Here is a 22562-nt window from a genome sequence, read left to right as displayed (position 1 = left end):
CTTTCAGCACCCCGTCCCCCGCCGCCCAGCCGCCGACGACAACCGCAGCCCCCATGAGCCGGCCGAGCCGCCCACGCCGCTGATCCGGACAAGGAGAGCGAACGGGCAGCAGTCAAGCGGCGGCCACCAAAAGGCCGTGGTCCAAGGCAAGCCTCTGCATGCAGGCGGCCACATCCTGAGGGCCAAATGCCGCCAACGCCGACAGCGCACTGAGCCTTCGGCTGGAGGACCAGATGTTGGTCGTCGGCGGCTGGAACGGCATGACGGCGATGCCCTCGGCGGCGAACGGTGCCGGGTCGAGGTAGGTCATGCCGCCAGTCCCGCACACATACGTGCGGGCGCCGGTCACGGCAGAGAGATCAGCGAGCCTCTGGGAACGTCCCGGCCGGGAGGGCAGATCGCTACTGGTGAGGATCTGGCCCTGCCAGCCGAGCAGGTCTAGCAGCAGGCGGGTGGAGGCTGCGGCAACGGCAGCGGTCCTGCCGGTGTCGAAGGCGTCCAACACCGGGTCCAGGACCCGGGCGAGGGCTGGCCAGTAAGGGCTCGCTCCGTAGTGCTGCCGCAGCATCCCCGCGGTCTTCCGGCGGGCCTGGTCGGGATCGTCGATCCACGCGTCCCGGATGAGAGTCGGCCGTCCGTAGGGGAGGCGTGTGGGGACTGTGAGCCACTGCCGACGATCCGGTTCGTCAAGGGCACCGAGGCGGGCTCGGTGCTGGTAGTCGCGGCGGGTGAACTGCACGTCGTCCAGGACGATCCAGTAGTCCGCCGCGAACAGCTTGGCCAGTGTGGTCAGTCTCGGGAACAGGTTGGGCTGGTGAATTGCGCACAGCCCGCCCGGCTCCGGCAGGTCAGGAAGCGATGAGACGGCTGGTGAAGCCGTCACGGATGAGGGATTCGTACGCTGCATGCACGTCCTCCGGGACCTCCTGCTCGATGGCGAATCCGAGCTTGGGATACTCGATGACCCGCTGGAGATCGCCTACGAGCATGTCCAGGACGAGCCTCTCGTCGCCGATGGACTTCACGTAGTCATCGAACTCCAGCGGCTCCGACGCGCAGAGGATCTCGACGTCGGGCCACAGCTTGCGGGCGGTCGCGAACGACCGCCGTTCCATGTAGGGCTTGGAGACCAACAGCACCGTCGTCGGGGTGATGCCGGCGGCGGCGAGGACTTCACGGGAGAGAGTGATGTTCTGCCCCGTGTTGCCGGCGTCCGGTTCCAGCAGGATCGCCTCCGCGGGAACGCCGAGGTCGATGGCGTGCTCGCGAAAGTGGACGGCCTCGCCGCGCGGGAAGACCTTGGCGGTGGTGGGGCTGTTGCCGCCGGTGAAGACCAGGGTCGAGAACAGCCCGGCGCGGTACAGCTCGACGGAGTGGGTGGCGACGCCGAGGTCGTGGCTGCCCAGGCCGATCGCCACGTCGACGGGCCGCAGCTGGTGGTGCATCTGGTGGTAGTCCCAGATCAGCACGGCTCGGTGCCACTGATCCTCGGTGATGGCCTGCTGGTTGTCGCTCACACGTCTCTCCCTGGTCACCGTCGCCGGGGGCCGATCGGCCCCTCGTTCATGGCCTTGATGCCCTCGATACTGCGCAGTTGGTGCACGAGTCCGTACTGCGCGGCCGTGCGGGTGGCCTGATCGAGGACGAGGAGTCCATCATCCCGGGTCGCCGCGTCGGAGAGCAGGATGTGGCCATGAGCGGTGTCCAGCCGCACGCGTTGCATCGGTGAGTCGGCGGCCCCGCTGCCGCGGGCGATGTCGATGTAGTGCAGGGCCTGGGTGAGGTCGCCGGCACCTCGGCGGGCAAGGGCGAGTTTCTGGTGGGCCACCGACCAGTCGTCGGGTTCGGTGAGGTCCTCGAAGTCGCGGGTCGCGGCCAGCATGACGCGGGTCGCGTAGTCGTGCCGGCCGTTCTTGCTCAGCGCCGTGCCCACCCACAGGCGGGCCCTGGCGCGGTCCCGGCGGGAGAGCCGGTCGTCGACGGCGAGGGTTTCGTAGTGGCGGGCGGCAACCTCAAGCTTGCCCGACATTTCCGTGACCACCGCGAGGGAGAGGTCGAGCTGCGCGACACGTCGCGGGATGTCGAGCTGGGCGAAGACCGCGCGAGCCCCGGCGTAGGAGTGCTGGGCGGAGAGTGGACCGAGCACTGTGCCTTGGTCGCGTCTGAGGTCGCCGTGCAGCGCGGTCGAGCGGGCGAAAAGGTACAGACCCTTTTCGTCCAGTTCCCGGGCGTTGTATCGCGTCAACCAGCGGCTGAGCAGGCTGTCGGCGAAGGCGAAGTTCTGGCGGGAGAGCGCGACCACGACGCGATCCAGGTCCTCGGCCCAGGATTCGTACTCCCAGGCTCGGGGGCCGGCGGCGGTGACGCGCCGCCCGGCGTTCTGCACGGTGCTGGCCATCTCGGACAGGAGGGTCTCGAAGCGCAGATGCACGGGGGCGTCAGCGCGTCCGAGGGCGGTGTCGAGGATGGCCTGGGTGTCGGGCCTGGGCTCGGTTTCGGCGCGCTTGCTCTCCCACTTCGAGACCGTCGCGACGGCCACGCCGAGGTGCTCGGCAAAGGCCCGCACGCTCAGACGCAGGGCGAGACGCAGAGCCCTGGCCTCCAGGCCGGTCCAGTGGTGCACGGTTGCCACGCCTTGCTCCCTTCCACCGTCATCGAAGCAGATGCCTGGGGGCGGCGGGACGGAAGTGGAACGGAAGTAGAACGGCGGGTGATTGGCCGGGAGTTCGGGGGCCTCCATGCTCAGGATCGTCACCACCTGCCGACTCCTTGGACGGTCCCCAGCATGGAACCTCTCACGGAACATCGCCTGGTCAGCGGGCCTGTCGTCTACGGCTTCCTGCGGCTGGTGCGGGTCTCCGAAGCCCGGCAAGAGGCGCTGGTCGCCTCGCTCGCCGAGTACTGCCGTAGGCACGAGCTGGAGCTGTCCGGCGTCTTCACTGATCGCGAGGCGAGTGCCGGCCTCGGTTCGGCGGCCTTCACTGGTCTGCTGGACGTGTTGGCCCTGCCGGACGTCTACGGCGTACTCGCCCCGGCCGCGTCCCACCTTGGCCCGAAGGCGATAGCCGCTGAGCGCGGTCGGCGGATTGAGGCGGCCGGCTCCCGGCTGCTGCTCGTCCGGCGGCCCCGCCCCGCACGCCCGCCAGGCGCCTCCAGTGGTGCTGCTCCCCGCCACGGCTGCGGACCCGCCCGCCTCCTGGACGCCGAGTCATGAGGACAACCATGATCGAAACGGACCAGCGCTTCTTCGAGGCCACCCCCAAATCCGTTCAACAGGCGCGGGAATTCGCCACCGCGACCCTGGCCGGGTGGGGCCGTGGTGAACGGATCGACGATGTCCGTCTCTGCGTCTCCGAGCTGGCGACGAACGCGCTGGTCCACGGCACCGTCTCCGACCACGGATTCCTGGTCCGCCTCGAAGCCGAGGACGACGGCGTACGCCTGGAGGTGCACGACAGCCGCCGCGAACGCCCCAAGACGCGTGAGGCCGCCGACACCGACCCGTCCGGACGCGGTCTGGTCCTGGTGGCCGCGCTCGCCGACGACTGGGGAGTGCAGGACCGCACGCCCCTCGGGAAGATCGTCTGGTCCTCCTTCAAGGCCACAGGAGGGACGCTGGCATGAGCGCCATCCTCACTTCGACCGAACCTGAACTTCATCTACTGCTCTCGCTCGCCGCTTGGAGTTGGCTGGGCAACGGCCCGGACGGCCGCGAAATGGCCCACATCCTGGTCGCCCACAGTCCTGTCTCCGCACTCCCCGGCACTGCTGACGTGCCCGAAGCCCACATGCAGCGTCTCGCAGAAAGCCTCGGCGGACTGGGACGAGCGGAGGATGTGGTCCCGGACGCCGGCCGCTGCCTGCGCATCGCCGGCGACCACGTGTTTCTGCACTTCCCCGGCAACACCCGCAGGCTGCGACTGCCGACCCACCCCGGCTGGACAGCACTGGTCGCCCGCACCGGCACGGTCGTTCTCCTACTCGGTCTGGACCCGCTGCCGCAGTCCGCCGGCGCCACCCAGCTCGACACCTACCTGGACACCTCACTCGCGGCCGATCGGCTGTTGTTCGGGATCGCCCGCCCCTGCTGACCCGCTGGAACTTCTGCACGGCCCCGGTTGTACGGACGAGAGGGAACTGCGATGGAAACCTTCGAACGCGCCAAGCTGGACGCCTACTTCGCCCGGATCGCCGCTCAGTTCGCCCCCGACGAGCAGACCTCGTCGCTCCTGATCACGCACCTGCTGGCCGAGCGCCCCGCATTCGTCCGCGCCGTCGCCGCGATGACCCGGCTCGCGGCGGTGCTGCCCAAGCCGAAGTCCGTCCACCCGGCTGCCCAGCGCGAGACCGAGCGGACCGTCGCCGTCGACTCCTACACGGCGCCGTCCTAACGTTCCTCGAAGAGGGCTGGCCGAATACCGACCTGAGCCCCTCGTGCGCACTTGATTGCGCTCCCCTGTCCCGTCCTACGGTCCTCCAGCTCACGCCGCACCACATCGACAGAAGGGCTGCCGGTGAACAAGGACGAATCCAAAGCCGTCGCCGAGATCCTCCACGAGCTGAGCACCACCTCCCACGTCCAGGTCCGCTCATCCCCCGAGCTCGCCGCCCAGGTCTCCAAGGCTGCGGCGGACGAGGACGAGAAGCGGATAGAGGACGGGCGGGGCTCCCTTCGCCGACGCACCGACTACAGGGCCGTCCGGACAGCGCCGCGATCACTGACACTCACACCCTGGCAGGTCATCCACGCCATCGGCCTCGGAGCCGCTTCGGCCCGCCAAGGCGCGGGGCGAGGACTTGCCGAGCACTGGGGCAGCCTGCGCTACAGCCAGGCCCTGGAAGCCAACCGCGCCCGTTACCTGCAGCTGTCGTCCGAGGGGCGCGATCTCCTGCGCTTCTACAAGGCCACCCAGTCCGGAGAAATCGGCACCGGCTTCGCCTCGCTGCTGGCCGAGAAGCTGGTCAGGTCCCGCTATCCCGACCACTCGGTCTCCGTGATCCCGGCGGACATCGCTCTGAAGGCCGGCTGGACCCTACGCAGCTCCGGTACCGGCACTCGCCCGGAGCCGCTACAGCGACGGCCCCACTTCTTCGTCGAAGCCTGGCAACCAGGCCAGCCGTCCAAGGTCCTCCTCCTCTCCTCCAAGGGCACCCACAGCAGCGTTCACCAGGTACAGAAGCAGCTCAGTACGGCCAGCGCCCACGTTGAGTCCGTGCACATCGGGCCGTACGGCACAGTCCCGTACCTGCTCATCGGAACCGAGATCCCCACCACGGGGGGCCTCGCCGTGCACATCCTGGAGGCGCCGGGTACGACCGTCCTCCGCCCGTCCGGAGAGACATCAGAAGCCGGCCTGGATCTCACCCTGGAGCAGGGGAACCGTATGGCCGACGTCGTGCGGCCCGCGGACCGCGGAGAGACGATCGTCCCCGGTTTCCAGGTACTGCCCGACTCCTTTGCCTGGTTCAGCGTCGTGCTGGCACGGACGGAAGCAGCCACGCTCACGGCCTTCACCGGAGGTGGCAAACCCACCGCCCAGTACCTGACCAAGGAACAAGGTCGACGCCACTTCCAGCACGACGTCCACGCCAACACGGCCGGGCTGCGAGATGCGGAACACCGCATCCACGACATCGACTTCGTCGGTACCGACCACATCTACCGCCTCAATGGCACCCGCATAGAGGCGTTTTCCGGGCTCAAGAGGAGCCTCTACACGCACCTCCACCACGGGCGCGTCAATGAATACCGAAGCGAGGTACACGCCCTACGAGGGCAGTGGCCGGACCGCAGCACATCAGAGCAGTGGAACGCGGTGTCCATCCGTCCCGACGGAACCGTGATGGCGATCCGACTCCAGGACGGGTGACCCAGCAGCCAGCGGCAACTGCCGATCGGTCCTGGTAGCGCCTACTCGGGGGCACACAAAGCTGCAGCGGGGCTGGTCAAGAGGCGGCCGTGCCGACGGGGCGGCCTCGGCGGCCCTGCCCTGATGGTCTCAGTTCTGGTCTCGTTCGTCTCCGTCCAGCAACGTCCACCGGGTGCCCCGCCTCTCATTCCGGCGCAGGTCAGGACGCCGATGACTCACCCCGGACCCCCAGGCGAACATTTGGAAAGCGTGTTGGGGGCAACCCCTCACGAGTTCGAATCTCGTATCCTCCGCCAGTGCCTCACCGGGCACTTGAAGGCCCCGACCGGGAAACCGGCCGGGGCCTTCTGCGTTCCGTGGCCTCAGTTGTTGCCATCTCCGGCACCAGCTCCAACTTGAGAGGCCGCTCCGGGCTCCAGGCGGCATACGGGCCCGAGGAGCTGCTCAGCGCCTGGCGCAGAGCCTGAGCAGGGCCGAGAGCCGGCCGCCACGGCTGGTTCGCTCGGCCCCGCCCCGCCTCAGGGCTGGTCCGGGGACGTCCGGTGGACCGCGACGAAGGGGGCGCGGACCGTGGTGCCGTTCGGCAGGAGCCAGCCCGCGGTGACGTGCCCCAGGTCCTGCGTCGCAGTCGTACGGGCCTGGGCGGCGAGGGCGTCGGGGTCGAGGACGCGGTTGACCCGGACGGTCAGTTGGCTGGCCGGTTCGGTGTGCGGTCCGGATGCGGAAGCCGTAGGTACGACGAGTTCAGTGCCGTACGGGCCGTCGGTCAGCGACGTCGGGGCGGTCGTCGCCGACAGGCCGGTGCCGGTGAAGGCGCTGGTGACGGACGGGTCGGGGGTGTTGCTCTCGCTCTGGTCCTGCGGCACGGCCGTACCGGCGATGAGCGCGAACAACTGGGCAACGAGCACCGGGTCGTGGGTTCCGTCGTAGACCCACCGCCGTCCCAGCACCCCGTGCTCCATGGTGCCGATGAGCGCGTGACCAGCTCCATCGAGCGGGGCCCCGCGGTAGCTGAGCGGGATGAAGTACGCGGTGGGCTGCTGCTCCACGGGTCCGGCCCCGGACGCGGCCCCGGACCCGTCGGTGACCACCATGAACTCCATCCCGACCTCGCCCTGCGGATCGTCGAGGCGGAAGCCGCCGGCCCTGGCCAGGTGCGGAGTGCCGCCCTTGCCGGCGTACCAGGGCTGCTCCGGGAGCCACGGCGCCAGTAGTTCCAGCTTGCTGGGCGTCAGTGTGGTGCGGTGTACGACGGCCATGATCGGCTCCTCTGCTGCGGACTGCGGACTGCGGGGAACTACGGCGCTACTGCATTACGGACTACGGGCCACACGCTTCCCCACCCTGTCACCCACCGCTCTCCGCATGCGCATGGCATCCCAGCAGCCGGACTCCCGGCCCGCCCGCCCCGAGACTGACAGTCGCTGCTCCCCGCTGTCAGCGCGCGGTCCGCCGTCTGTCAGCGCCCGCGGGCAACGTCATGTCCATCGAGGAACGCCGAGGCCCTGCAGAGGTCCTGAGGAAGACTTCGAGGAGAAGAAGCGATGTCGTACGCCATCCGGGCCGAGGGCCTGGTCAAGAAGTACGAGAAAATGACCGCGCTGGACGGGGTCGACCTGGAGGTCCCGGCCGGCAAGGTGACCGGGGTGCTCGGCCCGAACGGCGCCGGCAAGACCACGCGGAGAATCTGCGGACGTTCGACCGGCCGGCGCTGGTTCTGGTCGCCTGGGGCGCGGAGGACCGCATGCTGCCGCCGTCGACGGGCCGTCGGCTCGCGGGGCTCCTGCCGCTGGGGCGGTATGTGGAGATCCAGGACGCCCGGACGCTCGTACAGCTGGACAACCCGCGAGCGCTTTCGACGGAACTGCGTCGCTTCATCGGGGAGAGTCCGCCGGGCCGGGCATAAGTTTCTTGTAGTAGAAGCTGCACGGCTGGAGCCTGCCGGACGGGTCGGCCGCGTAGTCGGGAACCAGCCCGTACCGGGTCCAGCCGGCGGCGCGGTACAGCCGGTCGGCGGGGCTGTCGGTCTCCGTGTCCAGGACCAGGAGCGCCACACCGGCGTCGGCGGCCGCCGTTTCGGCGGTAGTGAGCAGCACCCGGCCCAGGCCGCGCCCCCGGGCGTCGCGGTGGACCATGAGTTTGACGAGTTCGGCGCGGTGGCGGCTGTTGGGCTTGGGGGACAAGGCGAGGCTGAAGGTGCCGACCAGGCGGCCGCCGGGGCCCCGGGCGCCCCAGACGCGGAGGCTGCCCGCATCCACAGCGGACTGCTGGGCGGACCACCACGCGGAGGCGGGGGCCGGGCCGAACGGTGCCCGGAAACCGACGGACGCGCCGCCCGCGACGGTGTCGACGAGGAGAGCGGCCAGTTCCGGGACGCCGGCGCAAAACTCCTGCGGGGACAGACGGCTGATGCGGACATCGCCCGCACTCATGGCCGGACGATCATCACGGCGTAGCGGACCGGCTCCGGACCCGGGCAGCGGAAGCGCGAGGCACCCCAGAGGCGGAAGCGGAGGCAGTCCCCCGTACGGAGCTCATGGAGCGCGCCGCCAGCGGTGAACTCCAGAGCCCCGTCCAGCACCCAGATGTGCTGTTCGAGCCCCGGCACGGGCGGGCCGTCGTACGTGAGGTCGGCGCCCGGGAGCAGGACGCCCTCGACGAGCTCGCCCCGCAGGCCGGGGTGCGGCGGGGAGACGGACCGCCGGGTGAACCCCGACTCCTCGTCGCGCCACACCAACTGGCTGTCCACCCGGACCAGTTGCGGAGGCTGGGCCTCCACTTCGGCGAGCAGCTGGGACATCGTGCGCTCGTAAGCGGCGCACAGGCTGCCGAGCAGGACGGCCGTCGGGCTGATCTCCGCCCGCTCCAGGCGCGAGAGGGTCGAACGGCTGATGCCCGTACGCCGGGCCAGCTCGTCCAGCGACCAGCCGCGCTCCACGCGAAGCCCGGACAGCCGGGCGGCCAGGCGCGTCTCCATGTCTCTCACATCAGAGAAGATATCCCGAGAACGAGACGCGCGGCACCCGTTCCGTAGCTCCCATTAGGCGGCGCACTCCCACCGGTCTCTTCCCGCGTGCGGGCACAGGTCGAAGTGGCTGATCCGGCAGGTGTCCGCCGGAGACGACCAGCCGATGTTGACGGCGGTGCCGTCGCCCGCGATGCGCCAGCGCCTGCCCGCCGGAACCGCCCCGGCCGGCCGCTCGCCCGGCTCGATCAGGATCCAGCGGCCGCGCACCGTCGGGTACCAGGAAGCCTGGGCGCCGCAGCGTTTGCACACCGTGGTCCGGGCGTCTCGCGGGTCCGGTACGGGCGCCGCACGGGCGGCCGCGCGTTTCAACTCGACGGCGGCGACGGCCAGCACCTCGGCCAGCAGCACCGGTTCACGATCGTCCCGCGCGTAGCGCTCCTTGTACGAATCCATGTCCCCCACCCCGCAAACCGCCCTGATTACAGCTGACTTGCGCGATCCTTCCACCCGGGTCTGACATTCATGCCGACACCGGGCTCACCAGCGCTCTTCCGCCGACGGTGACGGCGGGGCACCTGCGGCGGTACGTACCGGCCAGCGGCGAGTCCCCCGCCTGTTCGCCCACCCGCCTACCCGTCGCAGGTGGCGACGGCGAAGCGGCCGGTGGCGGTGGCGGTGTGCGGCTTCTCGCCGTCCACCGCCACCGAGCAGGCGGCCCGGCCACCGGACGCCCCCACGGTGACGACCAGCGAGCCGCTCCTCACGAACCCGGTGGTCTCGACTTCCACACGCCAGGGCAGGCGGACACCGGACATGCCGCTCGACGCGAGGTTGCCGTCCTTCCAGATGGCGTAGGTGATGTTGACGTCCCACGCGTCGCCCGTCACGGAGTACCGCACCCGGACGGGCCGGTGCGACTCGTCGCCGACAGCGTCGGCGATGACGGCGAGAACGGCGACGCAGCCGCCCGCGCCGAGGAGTGTGAGGCGAGGAGCACCCGAGGCCACGTGCGGCGCTTCGCGCGCTTCACGGAGCGGTCGGGCACGTGCGGATGATCGTCGGACATGGGCCGGTGTCCTTCCTGCGCGCTGCGAGGCGATGGTGGCGAGCCACTCGATCATCGGCCGCGCGGGCGGTGTCCGCCCGGCGCGCCCACCGGGTGATCGAGCGGCGAGGTGTGCGAAGCACGTGCGGGTGCGTGATCATCGAGAGATGAGCACCGTCATCCGCATCGCCCAGCACCCGGAGGCCGACGAACTGCTCGGCCGCAGCCCGCTCGCCGATCTGATCGGCATGCTGCTCGACCAGCAGGTCCCCATGGAGTGGGCGTTCGCGGGCCCGTACACGATCGCGCAGCGGCTGCGCGGCGACGACCTCGACGCACACCAGATCGCGGCGTACGACCCGGACGCGTTCGCGGAGCTCCTGAAGGCCAAGCCGGCCGTGCACCGCTATCCGGGTTCGATGGCCAAGCGCGTACAGCAGCTCTGCCAGTACCTCGTCGACGAGTACGACGGCGACGCGACCGCGGTGTGGCGCGAGGTCGCCACCGGCCAGGAACTGCTGGCCCGGCTGAACGCGCTGCCGGGATTCGGCAAGCAGAAGGCCCAGATCTTCCTGGCCCTGCTGGGCAAGCGGCTGGACGTACGTCCGCAGGGGTGGCGAGAGGCGGCCGGGGCGTACGGCGAGACGGGCTCGTACCGCTCGGCGGCGGACATCACGGGTCCGGAGTCGCTGGCGAAAGTGCGGGCGTTCAAGCAGGAGGCGAAGCGAGCGGCCAAGGAAAACCCATAGCCCCCACGCGCCAACCGGGTCACCGGAACGGGCCGTGTCACCGGAAGGGGTGCTTCCGCTCATGATTTCCTCCCGTTCTGGGCCTGAATAAGACCTTCGCGCCCCCGCCTCATGGCTGCGCTCGAAGCCGCTTGCCCGGTAGGCTTTCCGTGTGATCTTCAAGCGCATCGGAAACGGCCGGCCGTACCCCGACCATGGCCGGGAAAGCACCCGCCAGTGGGCGGATGTCGCACCGCGCCCGGTCCGCCTCGATCAGCTCGTGACCACCAAAGGTCAGCTGGATCTCGAGACGCTGCTCGCCGAGGACTCGACGTTCTACGGCGACCTCTTCGCCCACGTCGTGAAGTGGCAGGGCGACCTCTACCTGGAGGACGGGCTGCACCGCGCCGTCCGCGCCGCACTCCAGCAGCGCCAGGTGCTGCACGCACGCGTCCTGGAACTCGACGGGCTCTAGCGGACGGCGTCCACTGTCCCGGCCACCCGTCCCGTCCACCCGAACGGCCGCCCGCATTGGGCCTTCCGGGTTGGCCTGACCCCGAGTGGATGATCATTTAGTACGCACGGCGGCCGCAGCGCACTACGCTGCGCCCATGAGCATGCTGACACCCCCCGGCATGGGCGGAAAGTACCGCATCACGGGCGACAAGTACCCCCGGATGCGACGCCCTCGGAACCGGCGCAGGATCATCGTCGCGGTGGTGGCCTCGATCGCGGCCCTCGGCCTGGCCGGCTGGGGGACACTGCAGCTCATCGACGTCTTCTCAGGCGGCGGTGAGAAGACCGCCACCGCCGCCGCCCGCGCCCAGGACTGCAAGAAGCCCGCCGCGCCCTCCGCCCCCGCGCGGGACGCGGCCCCCCTGCCGCGCACGATCAAGGTGAACGTCTACAACGCGACGCCGCGCGGCGGTCTCGCCAAGGAGACCGCCGACGAACTGAAGAAACGTGGCTTCACCATCGGCAAGGTCGGCAACGCCCCCGCCCAGTACGACAAGAAGGTCAAGGGCGCCGGGATACTGCTGGGCGCGCCCAAGGCACTCTCCGGCGAGCTGCCCGTACTCGGTACCCAGCTCAAGGGCGCCCGGCAGAAGGCCGACGCCCGCCGGGGCACCGACGTCGATCTGATCCTCGGCACCGGCTTCAAGAAGCTGGACACCCGGAAGGACGCAGACAAGGCCCTGGCCGTACTGGCCAAGCCCTCGCCCGCGCCCTCCGGAAAGTGCTGACAGACGCCCCGGGAGCCCGGCCGAGGTCTTCGGCACCGCCCTGCTAGTCGGTGGTGCCGTACATCCGGTCCCCCGCGTCGCCGAGGCCCGGCACGATGTAGCCGTGCTCGTTGAGGCGCTCGTCCACCGAGGCGGTGACGACGGTGACGGGTGCCCCGGCCAGCTCGCGCTCCATGACCTCGACGCCCTCGGGCGCCGCGAGCAGCACGACCGCAGTCACATCGTCCGCGCCGCGCTTGATCAGCTCACGGATCGCCGCGACCAGGGTGCCGCCGGTGGCCAGCATCGGATCCAGGACGTACACCTGACGGCCCGAGAGGTCCTCGGGCATCCGGGTCGCGTACGTCTCGGCCTGCAGCGTGTCCTCGTTGCGGATCATGCCGAGGAAGCCCACCTCCGCGGTCGGCAGCAGCCGCACCATGCCGTCGAGCATGCCGAGCCCGGCCCGCAGGATCGGTACGACCAGGGGCCGCGGGTACGACAGCTTCACGCCCGTCGTCGACGTCACCGGGGTCACGATGTCGACCTGCTCGGTGCGCACGTCCCGGGTGGCCTCGTACGCGAGCAGAGTGACCAGCTCGTCGGCGAGGCGCCGGAAGGTCGGGGAGTCGGTGCGCTTGTCGCGCAGCGTGGTGAGTTTGTGCGCCACCAACGGGTGGTCGACGACATGGATCCGCATGGCGTCAACAGTAACCGGGGGCGAAGCGCCGCCGCGCTGGCATCAACCCGTTGACCGGGGGGAAGGTGGGTGGGAGACCGAGCGGCTTGGGGTGGTGTGCGCGATGCCGGACGAGGAGCAGGAGCGGCGCGACGAGAGCGAGGCCGGGCGCAGACGGCGACGCGCCCAGTTCCTGCGCGAACTCCACGAGGCCAAGGCGCTGCGCGACCGCGTGCAGCCACGCCGGGCCCGCGCGGCCCGGATGCGCCAGCAGATGCGGATGCGCACGTTTCGCTGGTAGCCGCCCGGCGGACACCCAGTAGGCGCTTTCTCCAGGACTGGTACACGACGCAAGACCGGAAGACCTCTCGCGAAGCGAATGTTTCTGCCACGATTCCGAGTGGGCGGGGCTCGGAGCTGCGACACCGGCTCTCCCCACCCGAGCGACACCCTCCGGCCGGGAGGAACTCCAACCGGCACTTCTCAAGACCAGTGGGAGAGTCACGGTGTACTTCGCCGCACTGCTCGCGCGCACCGAAGACGGGTGGAAAGCGAGCGACACGGAGCTCGACGACGTGGAGACCCTGTCCGACCTGACCGATCTGGCCCGCGGGGCCACGGTCGACGACGACACGGTGATCATCTTCATCGAGCAGGAAGACGCATGGTTCGGCCTCGTCCGGGTGGACGGCGAGGAGGACCCCCGGATCTATGTCTCGGACGCGGCCGCGGCCGCTCGTTCGTCGTACGGAGAGATCCTGCTCACCGACGAACTGCTCGGGCGGGACCCCGAGGATCCGGACGCCCTGGAAGAACTCGTCGACCTCGACGGCACCGAGGACGGCGAGCCGGACGGGACCGAAGAGGAGGAGAGCACGGCGGACGACGAAGGTGTCGTACCGGCGGGCCCGCTCGGGGAGGCGGGGGTCCTCGCGGACCTCGGACTGCCCGAGACGGATCTGCGGGCCCTGCACGGGGACGCCCTGAACGAGATCGCCGACGCCCTGGGCGCCGCCGACGTCCTGGAGACCGTCCAGTAGTGACAGCGCAGCAAGGAGAAGCGGATCCGCAGCGGGACCGGTGGCGGGCGCCGATGCGCTTGGCGCTGGACGAGGCGGCGCGGGCGGCGCTGGGCGGCGATGTGCCGGTCGGTGCCGTCCTCCTGGCGCCCGACGGCTCGCAGCTCGCGGCGGGCCACAACGAGCGTGAGGCCACGGGGGACCCGACGGCGCACGCCGAGGTGCTGGCCCTGCGCAGGGCGGCGCACAGGCTCGGCGAGTGGCGGCTGACCGGCTGCACGCTGGTCGTGACGCTGGAGCCGTGCACGATGTGCGCCGGTGCGCTCGTACAGGCGCGGGTGGACAGGGTGGTCTACGGGGCGCTCGACGAGAAGGCCGGCGCCGCGGGTTCCCTTTGGGACGTCGTACGGGACCGGAGGCTGAACCACCGCCCCGAGGTCATCCACGGCGTACTGGAGAGGGAGTGCTCGGAGCAGCTGTCCGCCTTTTTCAGGGACCGGTGACGAACCGCTGACGAACCGCTGGCGAACCGATTTCAGAGCACCGCCCGGCGTGGGCTAAGCTCTCTCTCGGTAGCGTGTCCGAGTGGCCTAAGGAGCACGCCTCGAAAGCGTGTGATGGTGCAAGCTATCCGTGGGTTCAAATCCCACCGCTACCGCTCAGAACGAAAGCCCCGACTCCCCGAGTCGGGGTTTTCGTGTTTCCCGGGTACCTGTACAGCCGTGTTTCCCGGGTCCATCCCTGTACGGCGTCCGTCGCCCTGCGGATTCCTGCCGGATCCGCCTGAAGGTCGAACGAGTGATCACATGAGTCCCCTGAACGGCCCATTCCTGCGGTTAGACTCACGCGACTCAAGTGACTCACGAGAACAGCAGGGAAGGTCGCAGAGATGGTGCAAACGAAGAAGATCGCACTGTACGTGGTCGTCGCCTTCGTCCTGCACACGATCATTACGTCCCCCGCCAGGGCGGCCGACCTCGTCCAGGTAGGGTTCGAAGGCGTGTCCAGTGCCGCCCAGGGCGTCGGTGAGTTCATGTCCGAACTGATCCAGTGAACGGTCGCCCTCCGCATCCAAGGAGTGCCCCCCCGTGATCCGCCATCTGGTCCTCTTCAAGCTCAACGACGGTGTCGAACGTGACGAGCCCCGCGTAGCCGCCGGTGTGAAGGCCTTCGAATTGCTCGACGGGGTCGTTCCCGAGCTGGCGTTCTGGGAATGCGCGTGGAACATCACGGACCGCCCCATCGCCTACGACTTCGCCATCAACTCGGCGGTCCAGGACCGCGACGCGCTGAAGCGGTACGTCGAGCACCCGGCCCACCAGGCGGCCGCCGGACAGTGGCGCGAGTTCGCCACGTGGGTGATCGCCGACTACGAGTTCTGAGCCCTCGCGGCACCCTCACAGCACCACCGCCGCGCCCCCGCAGCACCACCGCCGAGCCCGCAGCACAGCGCCCCGCACCATCCCAGTGCGGGGTTTTTGTGTGTATACATACCAACTTGCCCTCAACACGGACATATACGGTGCTTGCACACAGTGCACATGTCTTGTGATGCTATGACCGCTTTTGACGGATGAGTCGACCACGATTGACCGAGAAAAGGGGTGGCGTGACCGTGCCGGCCAGTACAGCGCCTCAAGCACCACCCCAGCAGCCCCCGCCGCCCCAGCACCTCCAGCCACTCCCGGCGCTCCCGCCACTCCCGCCCGAAACGGCCCCCGACTCACCCGCCGCGGGCTCCGCCAAGAGCCGCGGCGCCGACACCAGAGCCCTCACCCAGGTCCTGTTCGCCGAGCTGAAGGGACTGGAGCGCGGGACGCCTGAGCACAACCGGGTGCGCGGGGCCCTCATCGAGGCGAACCTGCCGCTGGTGCGGTACGCCGCGGCCAGGTTCCGCAGCCGCAACGAGCCCATGGAAGACGTCGTACAGGTCGGCACGATCGGCCTGATCAACGCGATCGACCGGTTCGACCCGGACCGCGGAGTGCAGTTCCCGACCTTCGCCATGCCGACCGTCGTGGGCGAGATCAAGCGGTACTTCCGTGACAACGTCAGGACCGTGCACGTACCGCGCCGGCTGCACGAGCTGTGGGTGCAGGTGAGCGGGGCCACCGAAGACCTCACGACGGCGCACGGGCGCTCCCCCACCACCGCCGAGATCGCCGAGCGCCTGCGCATCTCCGAGGGCGAGGTGCTGGCGTGCATCGAGGCGGGCCGTTCGTACCACGCGACCTCGCTGGAGGCCGCCCAGGAGGGTGACGGGCTGCCCGGGCTGCTCGACCGGCTCGGCTACGAGGACCCGGCGCTGGCCGGCGTCGAGCACCGCGACCTGGTGCGCCACTTGCTCGTACAGTTGCCCGAGCGCGAGCAGCGGATCCTGCTGCTCCGGTACTACAACAACCTGACACAGTCACAGATCAGCGCCGAGCTGGGTGTCTCACAGATGCATGTGTCAAGGCTTCTCGCCAGAAGTTTCGCCCGGCTGCGATCCGCAAATCGAATCGACGCGTAACCGGATCGGGTAGCACCCCCGGACGACCGAAAAGCCGCACACCATCCCTTTCCTAGGCAGATTTGTCGACTTGGCGCTACAGCGCGTTGCCGACATGTGACATTCTGCTGGAACCGCGTTTGCCGCGGCGCTGCAGCCGGTATTCAGGTGGAGGTTGCTTCCTCCGACGGAAGCGTCCACCGCTACCGTCAGCGACCGCAGCGATCTCAGCGACCTCAAGGGGGCTGGCATGTCCGCAGAACAGGGCGGCTCGAAGGTGCTCACCAAGGAAGTACCCGCCGTGCACGACCAGGTGACGGCTCCGCCGCCGCTCGTGTCGCAGCCGGAAGCCATCGACACCCGCACTCTGTCCCGCTCGCTCTTCCTGCGGCTCGCCGCCCTCGACAAGGACAGCCCCGACCGCACGTACGTCAGGGACACGCTGATCCGGCTCAACCTGCCGCTGGTGCGGTACGCCGCGGCCAGGTTCCGCAGCCGCAACGAGCCGATGGAGGACATCGTCCAGGTCGGCACGATCGGCCTGATCAAGGCGATCGACCGGTTCGACTGCGAACGGGGGGTGGAATTCCCGACGTTCGCGATGCCGACCGTGGTCGGTGAGATCAAGCGCTTCTTCCGCGACACGAGTTGGTCGGTACGAGTCCCCCGCCGCCTCCAGGAGCTGCGGCTCGCTCTCACCAAGGCGAGTGACGACCTGGCGCAGAAGCTGGACCGTTCACCGACCGTCCCCGAACTCGCCGCTGTTCTCGGGGTTTCGGAGGAGGACGTCGTCGACGGACTCGCGGTGGGCAACGCCTACACCGCGAGCTCGCTGGACTCGCCCTCCCCCGAGGACGACGGCGGTGAAGGCTCTCTCGCGGACCGGCTCGGGTACGAGGACATGGCGCTGGAGGGCGTCGAGTACCGCGAATCGCTCAAGCCGCTGCTGGCCAAGCTTCCGCCGCGCGAGCGGCAGATCATCATGCTCCGGTTCTTCGCGAACATGACGCAGTCCCAGATCGGCGAAGAAGTCGGCATCTCCCAGATGCACGTCTCGCGCCTGCTGACCCGCACGCTCGCGCAGCTCAGGGAAGGCCTGATCGCGGACTGAGGCTGAGAAGCTGTTGTCCAACTCCCGCTGGATCAGCTCGGGGCGTCTGGTGCGGTCGATCACAAGGCGCCGCGAGCGGCCGTGCCAGACGCCCCGAGCCCAGCGGGAGCTGGACAACAGCTTCTGAGGTAGGCGGCGGGCCGGCCGTGCCGACCCCGCCGCCTCCGCCGTTCTGTGAGGCCAGTACCCCGCCTGGTCAGTATGTCGCCGCTGACCAGGCGTGATCCGGGGCCTGCTCAGCCCAGAGCGAGCCAGGCCACCGCGGCCAGGATCACGACGACGGCCACCACGCCGATGATGAGGCCTGTCTTCGGCCCGCCCGACGAGGCGGCCGCGGCGGGCTGCTGCCGCTGCGGTTCGCCGTCGTCCACGAAGGCGCGGAACATCTGGGTGCTGCCTGCCGGGTCGTGTTGACCCTCGGGGCCCTGAGGGGCGTGGGGGTTGTGTGCCATGGGAAAGGACCCTAGCGAAGAGGCCACCCCCCGCACACCCCCGGACCCCAGGCCGCTGTGATCTGCGGTTTTACCAGCCACATCGGCGTCCTTGACTCGCCATGGGCACAGGCTTTTGCGTTCCTTTACCCCTACAGGCCCCAATTAATTTGCCTGTAGCAACCAACCGCTTCTATGGTTGCCTTAAGCAACAAGATGCGGGAGGGCAGCCATGGCCGCACAGAGCCAGTACGCGGAACTGGCCCGGCAACTCAGCGCCATCGGCGCCGTCAAACGCGAACTCGCACGGGTCCTGCCCGTCCACTGCCCCGCGGGATCGGCCGCCGTACTCGTCCTCCTCGACCGCAACGGCGAGATGCGGATGAGCAGGCTGGCCGAACTCCTCGCGGTCGACATGTCGGTAACCAGCCGGCACGTGGCCCATGTGGCGGAGCGGGGCTGGATCGACCGGTCCCCCGACCCGGTGGACAAGCGTTCCCGCATCCTCCGGCTGAACCCGGCCGGCCGCGCGCTCCTGGAGGAACTCTCCGAGCGCTACACCCAGACGCTGGCCGGGGCACTGGGGGACTGGTCCGACGACGAGGTCGGACAACTGACCACGCTGCTGGCCCGTCTGCGCAGCAGCTTCGGCGACTGCCGGGCCAAGCAGGACGCGCACTGCCCAGCGCCCGCAACACCCGCGTAAGAGCAAAGGAATTCAATGGCTACGACCACACCGGCCGGTGTGCGGGGCGGCCACGCCAAGCAGGAGTCCCCTCACCACTCCTCCGCCGGCGCCCCGATGACCCACCGGCAGATCATGGAGGCCCTCACCGGCCTTCTGCTCGGCATGTTCGTGGCGATGCTGTCGTCGACGATCGTGTCGAACGCCCTCCCGGAGATCATCAGGGACCTCGACGGCACCCAGAGTGCGTACACCTGGGTCGTCACCGCCGCCCTCCTCTCCATGACCGTCACCACCCCCCTCTGGGGCAAGATGGCGGACCTGTTCAGCAAGAAGCTGCTGGTCCAGATAGCCCTGGTCATCTTCGTCATCGGGTCCGCGCTCGCCGGCATTTCGCAGGACACGGGAACGCTCATCGCGTTCCGCGTGCTCCAGGGCATCGGCACCGGTGGCCTGGTCGCGCTCACGCAGATCGTGATCGCCGCGATGATCCAGCCACGTGAGCGCGGCAGGTACGCCGGGTACATCGGCGCCACCTTCGCGGTCGCCACGGTCGGCGGCCCGCTGCTCGGCGGAGTCATCACCGACACCGCCTGGCTGGGCTGGCGCTGGTGCTTCTACGTCGGCGTGCCGTTCGCGGCCATCGCCCTGGTCCTTCTCCAGAAGACGCTCAAGCTCCCGGTCGTCAGGCGCAAGGTCAAGATCGACTGGCTCGGCGCCTTCTTCCTGGCCGCCTCGGTCTCCCTGCTGATGATCTGGGTGACGCTGGCGGGTGACAAGTACGACTGGATCTCCTGGCAGACGTACGCGATGGTCGGCGGCTCGGTCGCGCTCGGCCTGCTCTTCGTCCTGGTCGAGACGAAGGCCGCGGAGCCGCTGATTCCGCTGCGCTTCTTCCGTAACCGGACCATCGCGCTCACGTCCTTCGCGAGTCTCTTCGTCGGTGTGGCGATGTTCGGATCGACGGTCTTCCTGAGCCAGTACTTCCAGCTCGCCCGGGACAAGTCGCCGACGATGTCCGGCGTCATGACGATCCCGATGATCGCCGGCCTCTTCATCTCCTCGACGGTCTCCGGCCAGATCATCACCAAGACCGGACGCTGGAAGGGCTTCCTGGTCGGCGGCGGTGTCGGCCTGGTCGCGGGCCTCGGGCTGCTCGGCACCATCGCGTACGACACCGAGTACTGGCAGGTCGCGCTGTACATGGCGGTCCTCGGTCTCGGCCTCGGCATGATGATGCAGAACCTGGTGCTGGCCGCCCAGAACCAGGTCGAGCCCGCCGAACTCGGCGCGGCCAGCTCGCTGGTCACCTTCACCCGCTCGCTGGGCGGTGCGATCGGCGTCTCGGCGCTCGGCGCGGTGCTCTCCAGCCGCATCACGCACTACGTCGAGGACGGGCTCACCGCGCTCGGCATCAAGCCGGGCGCCGCCGCCGGCGGCAACACCATCCCGGACATGGACGCGCTGCCCGCGCCGATCAGGACCGTGATGGAGAGCGCGTACGGGGACGGGGTGGCCGACCTCTTCCTGTACGCCGCACCCGGCGCGCTGGTCGGTCTGATCCTGGTGCTGTTCGTCAAGGAGGTCGCGTTGAAGTCGTCCCAAGACGACACCGCGGCGGAGCCCGCCGGGTCCGTAGCGGCGGTGGCCGACGGGACCGCCGGACCGCCGAGCTGCTCGCCGACCAGAGCGCCCCGCCCGTCGTGACGACCGGCAAGCCCCTGTCCGGCACGGTCCGTACCGCCGAAGGAACGGCCGTCCCGCACGCCGTGGTCACCCTGATCTCGCTGTCCGGCCGCCAGCTCGGCCGCACGGTCGCCCACGAGGGCCGCTACGCGCTGGACGCCCCGGCAGCCGGTTCGTACGTCCTGATCGCCTCCGCCGACGGCTTCCAGCCGCAGGCGTCCACGGTGGCCGTCGGGGACGAGCCCGTCGCGTACGACATCCTGCTCTCCGGTACGAGCGGGCTCACCGGGACCGTACGTGCTGCGGACGGTGGCCTGCCGGTCGAGGACGCGATGGTCATCGTGACCGACGTACGCGGCGACGTGCTGGCCACCGGGAAGTCCGCCACACAGGGCGAGTTCGTCTTCGGGGAGCTCGTTCCCGGGAACATGACTCTCGCGGTGAACGCGACCGGCTACCGGCCGCTCGCGCTGCCGGTGGACATCGGCGGCCAGGGCGTCACCCGCGTCGAGGTCGCGCTGCGGTCCGGCGCGCTGGTCCAGGGAACGGTACGTGGCGGCGCCGGCCGGCGCCCGCTGCCCGACGCCCGGGTGACGCTGATGGACGCGGCGGGCAACGTGGTCGCCACGTCCACCACCGGCGACGACGGCGCGTACGCCTTCGCGGACCTCGATTCGGGCGAGTACACGGTCGTCGCGACCGGCTACCCGCCGGTGGCCGGGGCGCTCGTCGTCGCGGGCCGCGGCATCGACGGCCACGACATCGAACTCGCCCACCCGGGCGAGTAATCCAAGACCGGCGAGCAATTCGAGACCCCCGGCCCGGGGCGCGTCCCCAGCGGAGGCGCGCCCTGAGCGGGCCGGTGTGGAAACGGGCCCCGGCGACGGGGCCGGCAGGCAGGGGACGGCCTGTCGGTCCCGGCCGGGGCCCTCGTTCATGGCAAGGAGAGAACGGCATGGGACTTCGCGCACAGGTAAGGACCCGCGACGGCTGGGCCGTGCAGCACGCGGTGGTGACGGTCACCGACCCGGCCGGCGCTCAGGTGATCCGGGCGGCCGCGGACGAGGAGGGCACGGTAAGGACCGACGCACCCTTGCCTGGTGGTCCTTACACGGTGATCGTCACAGCGGCCGGTTACGCCCCGGTGGCGTCGACGGCGTTCGTCACGGCGAGCGGCCTGGCCGACGCGGGAACGGTCGTCCTGGCCCGCCAGGGAGGCGTGGAACTGCCGCCGCCCGGCATCTGGACCCTCGACCCCGCGCACTCCTCGGTGGCGGCGGTCGCCCAGCACCTGGGAATCTCCAGCGTGCACGGCCGGTTCCGCGCATTCGGCGGGCACATCGAGATCCGCGAGGACCTCGCCACCTCCCGCGTCGATGCGGTCATCGGCGCGGCGAGCATCGACACGGGCAACGGCACGCGCGACGGGCACCTGAAGTCACCCGATTTCCTGGACGTGGAACGCTTCCCCGAGATCAGGTACCGCAGTACGGGCCTGACCGCGGCGGGGCCGGACCGCTGGACGGTGCACGGCGAGCTGTCGCTGCACGGGATCGCCCGCGCGGTCGACCTCGACCTCAGCTACCTGGGCACGGGCCCCGACCCCTGGGGCGGCGTCCGTGCGGCCTTCCGCGCGACGGCGGAGCTGCGCCGCGACGACTTCGCCATGAGCTACAACCAGGTCGTCCAGGCGGGCATCTCGGCGATCGGTGCGACGCTGCGGGTGGAACTCGACGTACAGGCCGTGCAGGGCGAGCAGCTGCCGCAGGGGTAGTCCCGGGGCCTCGGCCAGGGGTGGCCCCGGGCCCTCGGCGTCCTCGATCGCCGGACGGGCTCACGGTGAGCCCGTCCGCGCGGCCATCGCCTCGATGCCCGCGATCAGCGTCTCGAGTGCGAAGTCGAAGTCCCGCTCCCGCATCTGGGCCACCGTGTCCCCGGCCCGCGCTTCCAGCATCTCCTGCGCACTGTCGAACGTCTCGCTCAGCTCGGGCGCGTCCCGCATCGTGCCCATCGCCTGCGCGAGGTAGTCGTCCTGGCTCATGCCCGCGGACGCGCAGCGCTGCACGAAGTGGCCTTCGACGGTGCCGAATCCGTACACGAACTGGAAAACCGCCGACATCCCGCCCATCTGCCCGTGCGGCGGCAGCCCGGTCGCCCGCATCACGTGGTGCACGGCGAGCGAGAACGCCCGCGAGTGCGGTCCGATGTTGAGGTACGTACCGATGAGCGGCGACACCCACACATGCCGGACCAGCAGCTCACGGTAGGTCGTCGACAGCGATCGCAGCCGCTCGCGCCAGTCGCCGCTCTCGTCCGGCGGCGTGATCTCGCTGAACACCGAATCGAGTGCCAGCTCCAGCAGATCGTCTTTCGTGTCGACGTACCAATAGAGCGACATGGCGGTGACGTTCAGCTCGGCGGCGAGCCGGCGCATGGAGAACTTCGCCAGGCCTTCCGCATCGAGCAGTCGCACCGACACCGCGGTGATCCGGCCGCGGTCGAGCCCGGCCGGCTGGTCGGCCTTGCGGGTGCGCGATGTCTGCGACTCGAACCAGACACTGCTCCGAGCGGGATTCCTGGCGCGATCGGCCGCGGACACCATGGCGCACACTCCTCGTTGTTCCCC

General features: G+C 69.6%; 28 protein-coding genes, 1 tRNA gene and 2 pseudogenes. 20 read left to right on the top strand and 11 right to left on the bottom strand.

The window, feature by feature from the left end; translation table 11 throughout:
• Positions 1-112 precede the first annotated feature (112 nt).
• The 3 genes from ACU6WZ_RS14975 to ACU6WZ_RS14965 are packed head-to-tail and all read right to left on the bottom strand — an operon-like array spanning position 113 to position 2632.
• Entirely contained in the window at positions 113-883 is a 771-nt protein-coding gene (locus ACU6WZ_RS14975) for a WbqC family protein (protein ID WP_447028563.1), read from the bottom strand.
• The gene (locus ACU6WZ_RS14970) at positions 849-1517 is read right to left on the bottom strand and encodes a YdcF family protein (protein WP_447028562.1); all 669 of its coding nucleotides are present in this window, start codon (positions 1515-1517) and stop codon (positions 849-851) included. Before ACU6WZ_RS14970 ends, ACU6WZ_RS14975 begins: the two co-directional genes overlap by 35 nt.
• A gap of 14 nt (positions 1518-1531) precedes the next feature.
• On the bottom strand, positions 1532-2632 hold the full coding sequence (locus ACU6WZ_RS14965) for a helix-turn-helix domain-containing protein (RefSeq protein WP_447034047.1): 1101 nt from the start codon (positions 2630-2632) through the stop codon (positions 1532-1534).
• A 153-nt stretch (positions 2633-2785) separates the two neighbouring features.
• Between ACU6WZ_RS14965 and ACU6WZ_RS14960 the strand changes: the two genes are divergently transcribed.
• The 5 genes from ACU6WZ_RS14960 to ACU6WZ_RS14940 all read left to right on the top strand — a co-directional run bounded on the left by ACU6WZ_RS14960 (position 2786) and on the right by ACU6WZ_RS14940 (position 5870).
• Positions 2786-3214: a hypothetical protein gene (locus ACU6WZ_RS14960; protein ID WP_447028561.1), complete on the top strand. Its 429-nt coding sequence runs from the start codon at positions 2786-2788 to the stop codon at positions 3212-3214.
• Positions 3215-3222: 8 nt separating this feature from the next.
• Positions 3223-3624 carry an ATP-binding protein gene (locus ACU6WZ_RS14955; RefSeq protein ID WP_447028560.1) on the top strand — a complete coding sequence of 134 codons (402 nt, stop codon included), beginning with the start codon at positions 3223-3225 and terminating at the stop codon, positions 3622-3624.
• A complete protein-coding gene (locus ACU6WZ_RS14950) occupies positions 3621-4091 on the top strand; it encodes a hypothetical protein (protein ID WP_447028559.1) in 471 nt (156 codons plus the stop codon). The genes ACU6WZ_RS14955 and ACU6WZ_RS14950 overlap by 4 nt, the downstream gene beginning before the upstream one ends.
• A 51-nt stretch (positions 4092-4142) precedes the next feature.
• Complete coding sequence (locus ACU6WZ_RS14945; protein WP_447028558.1) at positions 4143-4391, top strand: hypothetical protein; 249 nt, start codon at positions 4143-4145, stop codon at positions 4389-4391.
• A 123-nt stretch (positions 4392-4514) separates the two neighbouring features.
• Entirely contained in the window at positions 4515-5870 is a 1356-nt protein-coding gene (locus tag ACU6WZ_RS14940; protein ID WP_447028557.1) for a hypothetical protein, read from the top strand.
• A 518-nt stretch (positions 5871-6388) separates the two neighbouring features.
• Here the strand turns inward: ACU6WZ_RS14940 and ACU6WZ_RS14935 are convergent.
• Positions 6389-7129 carry a maltokinase N-terminal cap-like domain-containing protein gene (locus ACU6WZ_RS14935; protein WP_447028556.1) on the bottom strand — a complete coding sequence of 247 codons (741 nt, stop codon included), beginning with the start codon at positions 7127-7129 and terminating at the stop codon, positions 6389-6391.
• A 285-nt stretch (positions 7130-7414) separates the two neighbouring features.
• Here ACU6WZ_RS14935 and ACU6WZ_RS14930 point away from each other — a divergent pair.
• Positions 7415-7549, top strand: a pseudogene (locus tag ACU6WZ_RS14930) (ATP-binding cassette domain-containing protein); the annotation flags it as partial.
• 195 nt (positions 7550-7744) lie between these two features.
• Here ACU6WZ_RS14930 and ACU6WZ_RS14925 read toward each other — a convergent pair.
• The 4 genes from ACU6WZ_RS14925 to ACU6WZ_RS14910 all read right to left on the bottom strand — a co-directional run bounded on the left by ACU6WZ_RS14925 (position 7745) and on the right by ACU6WZ_RS14910 (position 9845).
• Entirely contained in the window at positions 7745-8302 is a 558-nt protein-coding gene (locus ACU6WZ_RS14925) for a GNAT family N-acetyltransferase (protein ID WP_447028555.1), read from the bottom strand.
• Positions 8299-8847 (bottom strand): helix-turn-helix domain-containing protein, encoded by a 549-nt coding sequence (locus tag ACU6WZ_RS14920; protein ID WP_447028554.1) that lies wholly within the window; start codon positions 8845-8847, stop codon positions 8299-8301. Before ACU6WZ_RS14920 ends, ACU6WZ_RS14925 begins: the two co-directional genes overlap by 4 nt.
• A gap of 63 nt (positions 8848-8910) precedes the next feature.
• Positions 8911-9291, bottom strand: coding sequence for a DUF6083 domain-containing protein (locus ACU6WZ_RS14915; protein WP_447028553.1), 381 nt, complete (start codon positions 9289-9291; stop codon positions 8911-8913).
• A 176-nt stretch (positions 9292-9467) separates the two neighbouring features.
• Positions 9468-9845 carry an MmpS family transport accessory protein gene (locus tag ACU6WZ_RS14910; protein ID WP_447028552.1) on the bottom strand — a complete coding sequence of 126 codons (378 nt, stop codon included), beginning with the start codon at positions 9843-9845 and terminating at the stop codon, positions 9468-9470.
• 205 nt (positions 9846-10050) lie between these two features.
• Between ACU6WZ_RS14910 and ACU6WZ_RS14905 the strand changes: the two genes are divergently transcribed.
• The 3 genes from ACU6WZ_RS14905 (at position 10051) to ACU6WZ_RS14895 (ending at position 11855) form a co-directional block, all read left to right on the top strand.
• A complete protein-coding gene (locus ACU6WZ_RS14905; protein WP_447028551.1) occupies positions 10051-10632 on the top strand; it encodes an HhH-GPD-type base excision DNA repair protein in 582 nt (193 codons plus the stop codon).
• Positions 10633-10783: 151 nt separating this feature from the next.
• On the top strand, positions 10784-11086 hold the full coding sequence (locus tag ACU6WZ_RS14900; protein WP_274560349.1) for a type II toxin-antitoxin system VapB family antitoxin: 303 nt from the start codon (positions 10784-10786) through the stop codon (positions 11084-11086).
• Between the two features lie 136 nt (positions 11087-11222).
• On the top strand, positions 11223-11855 hold the full coding sequence (locus tag ACU6WZ_RS14895; RefSeq protein WP_447028550.1) for a LytR C-terminal domain-containing protein: 633 nt from the start codon (positions 11223-11225) through the stop codon (positions 11853-11855).
• A 43-nt stretch (positions 11856-11898) separates the two neighbouring features.
• On the opposite strand, the gene upp is transcribed toward ACU6WZ_RS14895, so the two are convergent.
• A complete protein-coding gene (gene upp, locus ACU6WZ_RS14890) occupies positions 11899-12534 on the bottom strand; it encodes a uracil phosphoribosyltransferase (RefSeq protein WP_447028549.1) in 636 nt (211 codons plus the stop codon).
• Between the two features lie 103 nt (positions 12535-12637).
• Here upp and ACU6WZ_RS14885 point away from each other — a divergent pair, with 103 nt between their 5' ends.
• The 8 genes from ACU6WZ_RS14885 to ACU6WZ_RS14850 all read left to right on the top strand — a co-directional run bounded on the left by ACU6WZ_RS14885 (position 12638) and on the right by ACU6WZ_RS14850 (position 17134).
• Positions 12638-12814 carry a hypothetical protein gene (locus ACU6WZ_RS14885; protein ID WP_447028548.1) on the top strand — a complete coding sequence of 59 codons (177 nt, stop codon included), beginning with the start codon at positions 12638-12640 and terminating at the stop codon, positions 12812-12814.
• A gap of 205 nt (positions 12815-13019) precedes the next feature.
• A complete protein-coding gene (locus tag ACU6WZ_RS14880; RefSeq protein WP_447028547.1) occupies positions 13020-13553 on the top strand; it encodes a tRNA adenosine deaminase-associated protein in 534 nt (177 codons plus the stop codon).
• Positions 13554-13606: 53 nt separating this feature from the next.
• On the top strand, positions 13607-14035 hold the full coding sequence (gene tadA, locus ACU6WZ_RS14875; RefSeq protein ID WP_447034045.1) for a tRNA adenosine(34) deaminase TadA: 429 nt from the start codon (positions 13607-13609) through the stop codon (positions 14033-14035).
• 68 nt (positions 14036-14103) lie between these two features.
• Positions 14104-14190: transfer RNA gene (locus tag ACU6WZ_RS14870), tRNA-Ser, on the top strand.
• 231 nt (positions 14191-14421) lie between these two features.
• Positions 14422-14586, top strand: coding sequence for a hypothetical protein (locus tag ACU6WZ_RS14865; RefSeq protein WP_447028546.1), 165 nt, complete (start codon positions 14422-14424; stop codon positions 14584-14586).
• A 34-nt stretch (positions 14587-14620) separates the two neighbouring features.
• Positions 14621-14914 carry a Dabb family protein gene (locus tag ACU6WZ_RS14860; RefSeq protein WP_447028545.1) on the top strand — a complete coding sequence of 98 codons (294 nt, stop codon included), beginning with the start codon at positions 14621-14623 and terminating at the stop codon, positions 14912-14914.
• A gap of 233 nt (positions 14915-15147) precedes the next feature.
• The gene (locus ACU6WZ_RS14855; RefSeq protein WP_447028544.1) at positions 15148-16044 is read left to right on the top strand and encodes an RNA polymerase sigma factor SigF; all 897 of its coding nucleotides are present in this window, start codon (positions 15148-15150) and stop codon (positions 16042-16044) included.
• A gap of 229 nt (positions 16045-16273) precedes the next feature.
• Positions 16274-17134 carry an RNA polymerase sigma factor SigF gene (locus ACU6WZ_RS14850; RefSeq protein ID WP_447028543.1) on the top strand — a complete coding sequence of 287 codons (861 nt, stop codon included), beginning with the start codon at positions 16274-16276 and terminating at the stop codon, positions 17132-17134.
• A 236-nt stretch (positions 17135-17370) separates the two neighbouring features.
• Here the strand turns inward: ACU6WZ_RS14850 and ACU6WZ_RS14845 are convergent, their stop codons facing one another.
• Positions 17371-17586, bottom strand: a complete 216-nt coding sequence (locus tag ACU6WZ_RS14845; protein WP_447028542.1) for a hypothetical protein — start codon at positions 17584-17586, stop codon at positions 17371-17373.
• A 211-nt stretch (positions 17587-17797) separates the two neighbouring features.
• On the opposite strand from ACU6WZ_RS14845, the gene ACU6WZ_RS14840 reads away from it, so the two are divergent.
• The 3 genes and pseudogenes from ACU6WZ_RS14840 to ACU6WZ_RS14830 all read left to right on the top strand — a co-directional run bounded on the left by ACU6WZ_RS14840 (position 17798) and on the right by ACU6WZ_RS14830 (position 21710).
• On the top strand, positions 17798-18271 hold the full coding sequence (locus ACU6WZ_RS14840; protein ID WP_447028541.1) for a MarR family winged helix-turn-helix transcriptional regulator: 474 nt from the start codon (positions 17798-17800) through the stop codon (positions 18269-18271).
• Positions 18272-18367: 96 nt separating this feature from the next.
• Positions 18368-20724, top strand: a pseudogene (locus ACU6WZ_RS14835) (MFS transporter).
• A 167-nt stretch (positions 20725-20891) separates the two neighbouring features.
• Complete coding sequence (locus tag ACU6WZ_RS14830; protein ID WP_447028540.1) at positions 20892-21710, top strand: YceI family protein; 819 nt, start codon at positions 20892-20894, stop codon at positions 21708-21710.
• Positions 21711-21770: 60 nt separating this feature from the next.
• Here ACU6WZ_RS14830 and ACU6WZ_RS14825 read toward each other — a convergent pair whose 3' ends face one another.
• Positions 21771-22538: a TetR/AcrR family transcriptional regulator gene (locus tag ACU6WZ_RS14825; RefSeq protein ID WP_447028539.1), complete on the bottom strand. Its 768-nt coding sequence runs from the start codon at positions 22536-22538 to the stop codon at positions 21771-21773.
• Positions 22539-22562 lie beyond the last annotated feature (24 nt).

Source organism: Streptomyces hypolithicus (assembly GCF_052934925.1).
Note: the sequence above shows the minus strand (reverse complement) of the source record. Positions and strands in the feature narration are given on the sequence as shown.

Bases quoted from the DNA above. Each gene is read 5' to 3' on its own strand.
- upp (WP_447028549.1), bottom strand. From the start codon at position 12,534: ATGCGGATCCATGTCGTCGACCACCCGTTGGTGGCGCACAAACTCACC.
- ACU6WZ_RS14955 (WP_447028560.1), top strand. From the start codon at position 3,223: ATGATCGAAACGGACCAGCGCTTCTTCGAGGCCACCCCCAAATCCGTT.
- ACU6WZ_RS14830 (WP_447028540.1), top strand. From the start codon at position 20,892: ATGGGACTTCGCGCACAGGTAAGGACCCGCGACGGCTGGGCCGTGCAG.
- ACU6WZ_RS14885 (WP_447028548.1), top strand. From the start codon at position 12,638: ATGCCGGACGAGGAGCAGGAGCGGCGCGACGAGAGCGAGGCCGGGCGC.
- ACU6WZ_RS14865 (WP_447028546.1), top strand. From the start codon at position 14,422: ATGGTGCAAACGAAGAAGATCGCACTGTACGTGGTCGTCGCCTTCGTC.
- ACU6WZ_RS14945 (WP_447028558.1), top strand. From the start codon at position 4,143: ATGGAAACCTTCGAACGCGCCAAGCTGGACGCCTACTTCGCCCGGATC.
- ACU6WZ_RS14895 (WP_447028550.1), top strand. From the start codon at position 11,223: ATGAGCATGCTGACACCCCCCGGCATGGGCGGAAAGTACCGCATCACG.
- ACU6WZ_RS14960 (WP_447028561.1), top strand. From the start codon at position 2,786: ATGGAACCTCTCACGGAACATCGCCTGGTCAGCGGGCCTGTCGTCTAC.
- ACU6WZ_RS14935 (WP_447028556.1), bottom strand. From the start codon at position 7,129: ATGGCCGTCGTACACCGCACCACACTGACGCCCAGCAAGCTGGAACTA.
- ACU6WZ_RS14950 (WP_447028559.1), top strand. From the start codon at position 3,621: ATGAGCGCCATCCTCACTTCGACCGAACCTGAACTTCATCTACTGCTC.
- tadA (WP_447034045.1), top strand. From the start codon at position 13,607: ATGCGCTTGGCGCTGGACGAGGCGGCGCGGGCGGCGCTGGGCGGCGAT.
- ACU6WZ_RS14915 (WP_447028553.1), bottom strand. From the start codon at position 9,291: ATGGATTCGTACAAGGAGCGCTACGCGCGGGACGATCGTGAACCGGTG.
- ACU6WZ_RS14925 (WP_447028555.1), bottom strand. From the start codon at position 8,302: ATGAGTGCGGGCGATGTCCGCATCAGCCGTCTGTCCCCGCAGGAGTTT.
- ACU6WZ_RS14840 (WP_447028541.1), top strand. From the start codon at position 17,798: ATGGCCGCACAGAGCCAGTACGCGGAACTGGCCCGGCAACTCAGCGCC.
- ACU6WZ_RS14850 (WP_447028543.1), top strand. From the start codon at position 16,274: ATGTCCGCAGAACAGGGCGGCTCGAAGGTGCTCACCAAGGAAGTACCC.
- ACU6WZ_RS14905 (WP_447028551.1), top strand. From the start codon at position 10,051: ATGAGCACCGTCATCCGCATCGCCCAGCACCCGGAGGCCGACGAACTG.
- ACU6WZ_RS14845 (WP_447028542.1), bottom strand. From the start codon at position 17,586: ATGGCACACAACCCCCACGCCCCTCAGGGCCCCGAGGGTCAACACGAC.
- ACU6WZ_RS14825 (WP_447028539.1), bottom strand. From the start codon at position 22,538: ATGGTGTCCGCGGCCGATCGCGCCAGGAATCCCGCTCGGAGCAGTGTC.
- ACU6WZ_RS14920 (WP_447028554.1), bottom strand. From the start codon at position 8,847: ATGGAGACGCGCCTGGCCGCCCGGCTGTCCGGGCTTCGCGTGGAGCGC.